At 69.3% G+C, this 9,902-nt stretch carries 9 protein-coding genes; 6 read left to right on the top strand and 3 right to left on the bottom strand.

Annotated elements, in window-relative coordinates; all coding sequences use genetic code 11:
- Window positions 1–66 precede the first annotated feature (66 nt).
- The 4 genes from QCD75_RS21095 to holA all read left to right on the top strand — a co-directional run bounded on the left by QCD75_RS21095 (window position 67) and on the right by holA (window position 5,116).
- Complete coding sequence (locus QCD75_RS21095; RefSeq protein ID WP_301231457.1) at window positions 67–1,068, top strand: DegV family protein; 1,002 nt, start codon at window positions 67–69, stop codon at window positions 1,066–1,068.
- Window positions 1,069–1,197: 129 nt separating this feature from the next.
- Window positions 1,198–2,115, top strand: coding sequence for a helix-hairpin-helix domain-containing protein (locus QCD75_RS21090; protein ID WP_301231456.1), 918 nt, complete (start codon window positions 1,198–1,200; stop codon window positions 2,113–2,115).
- Between the two features lie 11 nt (window positions 2,116–2,126).
- Window positions 2,127–4,169 (top strand): ComEC/Rec2 family competence protein, encoded by a 2,043-nt coding sequence (locus tag QCD75_RS21085; protein ID WP_301231455.1) that lies wholly within the window; start codon window positions 2,127–2,129, stop codon window positions 4,167–4,169.
- Window positions 4,103–5,116 carry a DNA polymerase III subunit delta gene (gene holA / locus QCD75_RS21080; protein ID WP_301231454.1) on the top strand — a complete coding sequence of 338 codons (1,014 nt, stop codon included), beginning with the start codon at window positions 4,103–4,105 and terminating at the stop codon, window positions 5,114–5,116. Before QCD75_RS21085 ends, holA begins: the two co-directional genes overlap by 67 nt.
- A gap of 99 nt (window positions 5,117–5,215) precedes the next feature.
- Here holA and rpsT read toward each other — a convergent pair whose 3' ends face one another.
- Both rpsT and QCD75_RS21070 read right to left on the bottom strand, forming a co-directional pair.
- Window positions 5,216–5,476: a 30S ribosomal protein S20 gene (rpsT, locus tag QCD75_RS21075; protein ID WP_024365662.1), complete on the bottom strand. Its 261-nt coding sequence runs from the start codon at window positions 5,474–5,476 to the stop codon at window positions 5,216–5,218.
- A 174-nt stretch (window positions 5,477–5,650) separates the two neighbouring features.
- The gene (locus QCD75_RS21070) at window positions 5,651–6,262 is read right to left on the bottom strand and encodes a type II toxin-antitoxin system PemK/MazF family toxin (protein ID WP_301231452.1); all 612 of its coding nucleotides are present in this window, start codon (window positions 6,260–6,262) and stop codon (window positions 5,651–5,653) included.
- Between the two features lie 244 nt (window positions 6,263–6,506).
- Between QCD75_RS21070 and lepA the strand changes: the two genes are divergently transcribed.
- Both lepA and hemW read left to right on the top strand, forming a co-directional pair.
- Window positions 6,507–8,360 carry a translation elongation factor 4 gene (gene lepA / locus QCD75_RS21065; RefSeq protein WP_301231451.1) on the top strand — a complete coding sequence of 618 codons (1,854 nt, stop codon included), beginning with the start codon at window positions 6,507–6,509 and terminating at the stop codon, window positions 8,358–8,360.
- Window positions 8,361–8,402: 42 nt separating this feature from the next.
- On the top strand, window positions 8,403–9,641 hold the full coding sequence (gene hemW, locus QCD75_RS21060; RefSeq protein WP_301231450.1) for a radical SAM family heme chaperone HemW: 1,239 nt from the start codon (window positions 8,403–8,405) through the stop codon (window positions 9,639–9,641).
- A gap of 48 nt (window positions 9,642–9,689) precedes the next feature.
- Here the strand turns inward: hemW and QCD75_RS21055 are convergent.
- On the bottom strand, window positions 9,690–9,902 hold a 213-nt coding region (locus tag QCD75_RS21055; RefSeq protein WP_301231449.1), incomplete at its 5' end, for a hypothetical protein.

Below are 9,902 nucleotides of genomic sequence, written 5' to 3'. Positions count from 1 at the left end.
GTGCGAACCGGCGGCCGGCCATCAGAGCGTGTCCCGACAGCAAGTGCAGACGCCAGGAGGTGCTTCGTGCCCCACCGCGACCCCGCAGGGTGGCTGTGGCTGAAGGAGCGCCTCATCCCGCTCCGCCAGGCCAGGCGCCCCGCCGCGGCACCCGGTGCCGCCCCCGCCGCCGTCCGGACGGCTGTGGTCACCGACTCCGCCGCAGCATTGCCGGCCGACTGGGTCCGGGCCTTCGCCGCTGACGGCCTGCTCACGGTCGTTCCGATGCCCGTGATGGTGGGCGCGGAAATCTACGGCGAAGGCGAGGATGACATCGCCGACACGATTGCCGTGGCCCTGGCGAGCGGCAGGCCGGTGAAGACATCCCGCCCGTCCCCCGGGCAGTTCGAGCAGGCCTATCTGGCAGCCCAGCGCCGGGGCTTCGAATCCGTCGTGTCCGTCCATATTTCCGGCGAACTCTCCGGAACGGCTGACTCGGCCCGCCTCGCCGCCGCGCGGGTGGGTATCCCGGTGGAAGTTGTGGACTCGCGCACCGTCGGAATGGCGCAGGGGATGGGCGTCCAGGGCGCCGTCGTCGCCGCGGCCGACGGCAGGACTGCGGCGGAAGTGCGGGAGTTCGCTGAGCAGCAGCTCGCCCGCACCAAGGTGTACTTCTACGTGCCCAGCCTCGAACAGTTGCGGCGCGGCGGACGGATCGGCGCTGCGGCCTCGCTCTGGGGAACCATGTTTTCGATCAAACCCATCCTCGCGGTCGAGGACGGCAGGGTGGTTCCGCTGGAGAAGGTGCGGTCAGCGGCGAAGGCCATCGCCCGGCTCCAGGAGATCGTGGTGGCCGACGCCACGGGCCGCCCCGCGGGCCAGGCCAGGCTCGCCGTCCACCATTTCGGCAACCCGGCCGAGGCCGGACTGCTTGCGGCGCAGCTGGCCGAGGCGGTTCCGGGCTGTCCGCCTGTCCAGATCAGCGCGCTCCCGGCCGTGCTGGCGGCCCATGCCGGACTCGGTGTGCTGGCCGTGATCGTGGGGGAGAGCGGCACCCCCGCAGACCCGGAGACGTCTGCCACGTCGTAGCCGGCGCGGAATCCGAAAATCCAGCCAGCGGCGCCGGCCCCGACACCGAGGGCACGCGCGCGTGCCGTGGTATCCACATAGGCGCTGCCGCCCCTGAGCAGTGCGCGTGACGCTTCGTAGGATGGGCGCATGGGGCGCCACGATCCGGGAGAACCACCCAGCGACGAACCGGGCCATGCCGGCCGCAGGCTGGCAGCCGCCGCGGCGACCGCCGGGCTTGACGGTCTTCCCGGAGGGCCGCCGCTGATCCCCGGGTCCGCAGGGAGGGGTGGCACGGGCGATTCGACGGGGAGCCGCGGATCTGACGATTTGCCTGTCCGGCGCACCCCGGATGATTCACCGGGCAACCGCGGACCCCGCCTCCGGTGGCGCACCGGACTGCGGGCCGCCACGCTGTTGTGCCTGGTCGCCATGACGCTGCTTGGCTGGTTCTGGTGGCAGGCAGCGAACGTCACGGCCGCCGTCAGCCCGCCGGGTTCCGTCAACGTAGCCGCAAGCGGGGACGGGCCGGGGCCGGCACCCGACACCGGGCTGAGCCCTACGGCCGGCAGTTCTCCCGGCGGCAGCGGAGCCGGGGCCACCGGAAAGATCATCGTCCATGTGGCCGGCGCAGTGGTCCGCGCCGGAATTGTGGAGCTGCCGCAAGGCAGCCGCCTCCACGAGGCCATTGCCGCGGCGGGAGGAAGCGCCCCGGACGCGGACCCCGGCCAGCTCAATCTCGCGGCTGTACTCCAGGACGGGCAGAAGGTCCAGGTTCCGCGGCGGGGTGAAACTCCCCCGGCCGGGAGTACCCCGGCCGGCGATTCCGGTGTTCCTGGCAGCGCGACGGGCGGCACCGGACCAACTGCCGCAGCAGGGAAGATCAACCTGAACACGGCCGGAGCCGACGAACTGGCCACACTCCCGCGGGTGGGTCCGGTGCTGGCCCAGCGGATCGTGGACTGGCGCGCACAGCACGGCCACTTCCAGCGGGTCGAGGAACTGGACGCCGTCGACGGAGTCGGGCCCAAACTGCTCGCGGCCCTGCTGCCCCTGGTCCGGGTCTGAGGGGCCGGGGCATGGGACGGCGTAGCCACTGGCAGCATTACATTGACGCCGCGTTGGGCCGGATGCCCGTTCCTCCCGGCCCCGTGGCGCCCGCCCGGAACGTGGCAGACCCCCGGCACGCCGTCAGGCAGCACCGGGGGACCCGGATCCTTGACCGGCTGCGGAGCCGGCTCCCCAGCCGACTCCCTAAACGGGTCCGTAACCGGCTCCCGTCGTTCGCCCTTCCGCAGCGCGCCCCCGAGACCCGGGAGGGGATCCTGCGCAGGACCGATGTGCGGCTGGTTCCGTCCGCAGCGCTGGTGTGGGCGGCAGCCGCTGCCGGATACTACCTGGATCCCGGAACGCTGGCAGCGTTGCGTCTTCTTCTTGTGGCAGCTTCGGCATTGCTCCTCTTCAGGTCCACGTCCGGGGCGGGGGCGCGGCCGGCCGGCGCCGGGACACGGGCGCCCGGGGGACAGGGCCGCCGAAGCTTCCTCGCGACGATGGCCACAGCACTGCTCCTGGCCGCCGCCGCAAGCGGGCACACCGCCGTCGACTCCTCCCGGCGGCACGAAGGTGCGGTGGCCGAAGTGGCCGCCGCCCAATCAGCCGTCGCAGTGGAAGTGGAGATCACAGGGGCGCCGCGGCAGCTCAGGAAGCCGGGCAGCTCCGGACTCGCGGACCGGTGGGCGGTACCGGCGACGCTGACCGAAATGAATGTGGATTCACGCCGGGTGCAGACCAGGGCCAAGCTGCTGGTGATGGGCGGCGCCGACTGGGAACAGGCAGCCCCCGGGCAGCGGATCCGCACCACCGGCAAACTCACGCCTTCCGCGCCGGGCCAGGCGGAAGCGGCTGTCCTCTCGGCCAGTTCCGCCCCGACCACCATCGGAGCGCCCGGGCCCTGGCAGCGCGGTCCGGGCGAACTGCGGGGCCGATTCGCCGCCGCCGCCGGGCACTTCGAGGGCGACGCCCGGGGACTCCTGCCGGGAATGGTCACCGGCGATACCAGTTCGCTGGATTCCGGGCTGGACGAGGCCATGAAATCCGTCGGGATGACCCATCTGACCGCGGTCAGTGGGGCCAACTGCAGCCTCATCCTGGGCGCCCTGCTGCTGGCCGCGCGCAGCCTGCGGCTCACCCGGGCGTTGGCGGCCGTCCTCGGCATCGTGGGGCTGGGGCTCTTCGTTCTGATGGTCGGCCCGGATCCCAGTGTCCTGCGCGCGGCCGTGATGGGTGCCATCGGGCTCGTCGCCCTGTCCGGCGGCCGGACCGGACGGTGCCTGAGTCTTTTGTGTGTTGCCGTGATCGGGCTGGTGCTGGCCCAGCCGGAGCTGTCCGCCAGCTTCGGATTCCTGTTGTCCGTCGTCGCGACGCTCGGCATCGTCGTGACCGGGAGGCCGATCATGGCGTGGTTCCCGGCAGGCGTGCCCCGCTGGGTGGCCGCGGGGGTGGCGGTTCCGCTGTCCGCGCAGGCCGTCTGCGCTCCGCTGATCGTCCTGCTCCAGCCGCAGTTCTCCAGCTATGCCCTGCCGGCAAACATGGCCGCCGCGGTGCTCGTCGCCCCGGTCACGTTGCTGGGGACCGCGGCCGTCCCCCTGGTGCCGCTGGCCCCGGTCCTCGCCGCCGCGCCGCTGGGCATCGCTGCGGCCTTTGCCAGCGGGGTGGGAGGAATCGCCCGCTTCTTCGCCGGGCTCCCCGGCGCCGTCCTCCCATGGCCGGAAGGGGCATACGGAGCCAGCACGATGGCGCTGTTCACGGCCGTCTGCCTCGCCGCCTGCTGGCTGGTCTTCCACCCCGCCCGGACGGCAGGTCTGGCCTTGGCGGCGCACCGGCACACGGTTGCCCTGCTCAGCCGGATGCCGCGGCTCCCCGCCGGCGTGCGGGCACCGTCGGGGCGCCCCGCCGCCTTGCGGGCTGCACGGGGAAGGTCCGGGGCCGGCTTGTTGCACCGCGCGGGGCGTGGCACGCTTAGAGCCTGCAACCAAACTTCCGGGAGGAAACCTCAGTGCCTGCTGCCCAGACTTCACGCGCCCGGCCCGCGGCATCGAAGACCGCCACCTGGCGTGACGTGACCCCGGCCGCCGTTGTGCTCGTCGGCGGGCCGGAGGACTATCTGGGGTCGCGTGCCATGGACCGCATCCGGGTGCAGGTCCGGGCTGCAGCCCCCGATGTCGAGGTCACGAGGATGAATGCCGGCAACTATGAGCCGGGCTCCCTCGCCATGAACGTCAGCCCGTCCCTCTTCGGCGAACAGAAGCTCATTGAGGTGGAAGGCCTGGAGGGCATGAACGATGCTTTCCTGGCCGATGCGCTCAAGTACCTGAGCCGGCCCGAACCTGACGCTGTGCTGGTCCTCCGCCATGGCGGCGGCGTGCGCGGCAAGAAGTTGCTGGACGCCGTCAAGGCCGGCGGGTGGCCGGTGGTAGACTGCCAGCCGTTGAAGAAGGACGCGGACAAGATTGCCTTCGTGACGTCCGAGTTCAAGGCCGCGTCCCGGCGCATCGATCCCGACGCCGTGCACGCACTGGTCAATGCCGTGGGCGCCCACCTGGCCGAACTGGCGGCCGCGTGCAGCCAATTGATCGCCGACGCGGCCACCGGAGTGGACTCCGCCATGGTGGACCGGTATTACGGGGGCAGGGTGGAAGCCACTGCCTTCAAGGTCGCCGATGCGGCAATGGCCGGGAACGCCCCGCTGGCGCTCTCCACCCTGCGCCACGCCCTCGCGACGGGTGCGGACCCGGTTCCGCTGGTGGCTGCACTTGCCTCGAAGCTCCGCACCCTTGCCAAAGTCGCCGGCGCCCAGGGATCCTCGTCCCAGATTGCCAAGCAGCTGGGCATGCAGCCATGGCTGGTCGAGCAGGCGCAGCGGGAGGTCCGGCGGTGGACTCCCGAGGGACTCGTCCGGTCCATCCAGGTGACCGCCGAGGCGGATGCCCAGGTCAAGGGCCTGTCCCGGGACCCCGTCTACGCCGTGGAACACGCCGTGACAGTGATTGCGACGTCCGTGCGGCGGTGAGTGAGCCCGCTGTGGTTGCCTGAGTTTGCGGTTTAACTGGAAGTGGCCGGCACCCGAGGGTGCCGGCCACAATCATCAGTTCACTTGAACTGGAAACCTTTAGAGCGCGTTGACCTTCTTGGAGATGGCCGACTTGCGGTTTGCAGCGTTGTTCTTGTGGAGAACGCCCTTGCTGACAGCCTTGTCCAGCTTGCGGCTGGCAGAAAGCAGTGCGGCAGCCGCAGCATCCTTGTCGGTGGACTCAACGGCGGTGTTGACGGCGCGGATGGCAGTCTTCAGCTCGGACTTGACTGCGTTGTTGCGCAGGCGAGCCTTCTCGTTGGTGAGGATGCGCTTCTTCTGGGACTTGATATTAGCCACGTGTGAACTCTCTTTTTCAATGCGGAAAATGGTCTAGAGGGCTTTCAGATTGGCCATTGACTGAGCGGCGTGGGGATACCTATGGCGACCAACCATATGTGGCCGTCGACCTGCACGGACACACAGCTGTCAATAATAGCAGAGAGGCCGGCAGGGTGGCGATTTCGTGGCCGGTCAGCGCCAGCCGTGGCGGGACTGCAGGGCGGCGGCGATGACGCTGAAGGTCCCGGCGTCGAGGATGGCGCCCTCGCGACGGACATCCTGCGGGTTGATCTGGAGGATGCGGTCCATTTTCGCTTCGCTCGGGCGCCCCTGCCCGTCCCAGGGCCCGGTGCCGATGTCTACGTAGTCGTCTGCCCGGCGAGGGTCGCCGTCGTGGTCCTTGCTGGTCAGCATGAGGCCGAGCAGATAGCGGCCGCTGTTGCCCACCAGCAGCACCGGGCGGTCCTTGCCGCGCGAGTGGTCCTCTTCATACGGCACCCAGGTCCAGACGACTTCGCCCGGCTCGGGGCGGCCGTTGGGGGAGGGGGCGTAGCTGGCCTTGGCCGTCCCGCGGAAGTCGCCGGGATAGACGCCGGTCAGGCCGGCGGTAGTGCGCTGCCCGGTGCCCGGGCGTCCGCCCGTCGTCGTGCCGGTCCGTCGGGGCGTCGTCCCCGTTCCGGACTTGGCCTTGGTGCCGGCCGGCCCGGCCGTGCGGGAGCTGCCGGGCGCGGAGCCGGGTCGCCCCTCCAGGAAGCGCAAGGTGCTGCGGAGTGCCTTGCCGATCGAGCGTAAGTTCCAATCCATGGGGAAACACTACCGGCAGCCAGCCGGGAGGGCGTCGGTCCGCGGTGAGGCTGTGCGGGGAGAAACCGCTGGGGAGGATCGCGGCGGGAAACCACGGACCGCAACGGAGGGCAGGGATGCAATTCCACCGGTCCGGACGTGGGAGACTAGAGGTTCAGAGATGCGGCACGTCGCAGGCTGGGAAATCAGCCGCCGCGCCGATCTCTGGAAAAGCCAACAGTATTGCCAACAGTAAGGACCCTGCGTGTCTCCCATGGCCCGCACCGCCCCGGTGCCCGCGGCAACAGATCCGGCCATCATCCGGAACTTCTGCATCATTGCGCACATTGACCACGGCAAGTCCACACTGGCCGACCGGATGCTCCAGTACACCGGCGTTGTCCAGTCCCGTGACATGAAGGCCCAGTACCTGGACCGCATGGACATTGAGCGCGAACGCGGCATCACCATCAAGTCCCAGGCCGTCCGTATGCCCTGGGAGCTCGACGGCATCAGCTATGCGCTGAACATGATCGACACGCCCGGGCACGTTGACTTCACCTACGAAGTCTCCCGCTCGCTCGCGGCCTGCGAAGGCGCGATACTGCTCGTGGACGCTGCCCAGGGCATCGAGGCCCAGACCCTCGCCAACCTCTACCTGGCGATGGAAAACAATCTCACGATCATCCCGGTCCTGAACAAGATCGACCTCCCGGCAGCCCAGCCCGAGAAGTACGCGGCAGAACTCGCCAACCTGATCGGCGGCGACCCCGACGAGGTGCTCCGCGTCTCCGGCAAGACCGGCATGGGCGTCGAGGTCCTGCTCGACAAGATCGTCCGCGACCTTCCCGCCCCCAAGGGTGACCCCAACGCACCGGCCCGCGCCATGATCTTCGACTCGGTCTACGACACGTACCGCGGTGTGGTCACCTACGTCCGCGTCGTCGACGGCATGCTGCACCCCCGCGAACGCATCCAGATGATGTCCACCCGCGCCACCCACGAACTCCTCGAGATCGGCGTGAGCTCCCCGGAGCCCACCCCCTCCAAGGGCCTCGGCGTCGGCGAAGTGGGCTACCTCATCACCGGCGTGAAGGACGTCCGCCTGTCCAAGGTCGGCGACACCGTCACCAACCTGGCCAAGCCCGCCACCGAATCGCTCCCCGGCTACGCCGATGCCAAGCCCATGGTCTTCTCCGGCCTCTACCCGCTGGACGGCACGGACTACCCGGTGCTCCGCGATGCGCTGGAGAAGCTGATGCTCAACGACGCCGCCCTGGTGTACGAACCCGAGACGTCCGCCGCACTGGGATTCGGCTTCCGCGTCGGTTTCCTGGGCCTGCTGCACCTGGAAATCACCCGCGAGCGGCTCGAACGCGAATACAATCTGGACCTGATCTCCACCGCGCCCAACGTGGAATACGAAGTGACCCTGGAGGACAAGAAGGTCGTCCACGTCACGAACCCCAGCGAATACCCCACCGGCAAAATCGCGGAAGTCCGCGAACCGATGGTCGCCGCCACCATCCTGGCGCCGAACGAGTTTGTCGGCGCCATCATGGAGCTGTGCCAGAGCCGGCGCGGCGTGATGGGCGGCATGGACTACCTCTCCGAGGACCGGGTGGAAATCCGCTACCGCCTGCCGCTGGCCGAGATCGTCTTCGACTTCTTCGACATCCTCAAGTCCAAGACCCGGGGCTACGGCTCGCTGGACTGGAAGGCCGACGGCGACCAGGTCGCCGACCTCGTCAAGGTCGACATCATGCTCCAGGGCGAACAGGTCGATGCCTTCTCTGCCATCACGCACCGTGACAAGGCCTACGCCTACGGCGTGATGATGACCGGGAAGCTGCGCGAACTCATTCCGCGGCAGCAGTTCGAGGTGCCCATCCAGGCCGCCATCGGCTCGAGGATCATCGCCCGGGAAAGCATCCGGGCCATCCGCAAGGACGTGCTCGCCAAGTGCTACGGCGGTGACATCACCCGGAAGCGCAAACTGCTGGAGAAGCAGAAGGAAGGCAAGAAGCGCATGAAGATGGTGGGCCGCGTCGAGGTCCCGCAGGAAGCCTTCATCGCCGCCCTCACCACGGACGAGTCCAAGGACAAGGCCAAGAAGTAGCGGTGCTGGTGATGACTGTCCCCACGCAGGCAGGCAGGGTCCGTGCCTAGCGCCCTTCCACTGGGTGACCCGGCGCCGCCGGACGGGCTGCTGCCCGGCCAGGCGCTCGATGGCGCCGCGGCCCGGGCCTTCGGGCTGTACGTGCACATCCCGTTCTGCGCTGTGCGCTGCGGCTACTGCGACTTCAACACCTACACCGCCACGGAGCTTGGCGGTGGTGCCTCCCAGGACGCCTACGCCAGTACCGCCGTCGCTGAAGTCGACTTCGCAGCCGCGGTCCTGAAAAACAGTGGCCTGCCGGCCCGGCCGCTCAGCACGGTGTTCTTCGGCGGTGGAACGCCGACGCTGCTCCCCGCGGACGACCTGGCCCGCATCCTCTCCGCAGCCGTCAGTGCGTGGGGCCTCCAACCCGGCGCCGAAGTCACCACGGAAGCGAACCCGGACTCGGTCACGCCCGAATCCCTGCAGTTGCTGTCCGACGCCGGTTTCACGCGTGTGTCCTTTGGCATGCAGTCCGCGGTGCCGCACGTCCTGAAGGTACTGGACCGGACCCACACCCCCAGCCGGGTGCCCGAGGCCGTCCGGTGGGCCCGGGAAGCGGGCCTCGCCGTCAGTCTCGATCTGATCTACGGAACGCCGGGAGAGTCGCTGTCCGACTGGCGCTACTCGCTGGAGACGGCGTTGTCCTACGGGCCCGACCACATCAGCGCCTACGCGCTGATTGTCGAGGAGGGCACTAAGCTCGCCGCGCAGATCCGCCGCGGCGAAGTGCCGGGAATCGACGACGACGACCACGCGGCCAAATATGAACTCGCCGACGAGCTCATCTCAGCCGCCGGGCTGTCCTGGTACGAGGTCAGCAACTGGTCCCGCACCCCGGAGCAGGCGTGCCGTCACAATCTCGCCTACTGGCGCGGGGACGACTGGTGGGGGATCGGCCCCGGCGCGCACTCGCACGTGGGCGGCGTGCGCTGGTGGAACGTCAAGCACCCCACTGCCTACGCCAACCGCCTGGCTTCCGGGCTGTCGCCGGCCGCCGGACGGGAAACCCTCGATTCCGAGACCCGCAACGTCGAGCGCGTCATGCTGGAAGCCCGCCTCAACTCCGGGCTGGAGATCGCCAGCCTGGGGGGACTGGGTGACACGGGCCGTCACGCCGTCGCCGGACTCATCGCGGACGGACTCGTGGACCCCGCGTCCGCCTTCCATGGCCGCCTCGTTCTGACGCTCAAAGGCCGGTTGCTCGCCGACGCCGTGGTCCGCAGGGTGCTGCCGGACTAGAGACTCGAGGTTTGTCCGCCCTGTCTGACGCGGCGTACAACGAGTTGTTCAGGCGCAGTGGCGCAGTGCGGATTCGGGGTAGGTGTCCTCGAGTGGCCCTGGCCAGTAAAGGTCCTCCGGATATACCGGATCCTCCGGTTCAGCGGCGGGGAATCCGTGTGCGGCCGTGATGAGGTGCCAGTCCGGGAAGGGGTCCGCGGGCAGTACCTGGTCGGGGTCCGGGCCGGGGTCCAGGCCGAAGGGCCCGGCGGGCGGCGGCTC

The sequence above is a fragment of the Arthrobacter sp. PsM3 genome, assembly GCF_030433895.1.
In the GTDB taxonomy this organism is placed as follows: domain Bacteria; phylum Actinomycetota; class Actinomycetes; order Actinomycetales; family Micrococcaceae; genus Arthrobacter.
The sequence above is the reverse complement of the archived record's forward strand: the minus strand, read 5'-3'. Positions and strand labels throughout refer to the sequence as shown.

What these genes read in the sequence shown, in the direction of transcription:
- QCD75_RS21070 (WP_301231452.1), bottom strand. Translation starts at nt 6,262, where the DNA reads ATGGATTGGAACTTACGCTCGATCGGCAAGGCACTCCGCAGCACCTTG.
- QCD75_RS21085 (WP_301231455.1), top strand. Translation starts at nt 2,127, where the DNA reads ATGGGACGGCGTAGCCACTGGCAGCATTACATTGACGCCGCGTTGGGC.
- QCD75_RS21090 (WP_301231456.1), top strand. Translation starts at nt 1,198, where the DNA reads ATGGGGCGCCACGATCCGGGAGAACCACCCAGCGACGAACCGGGCCAT.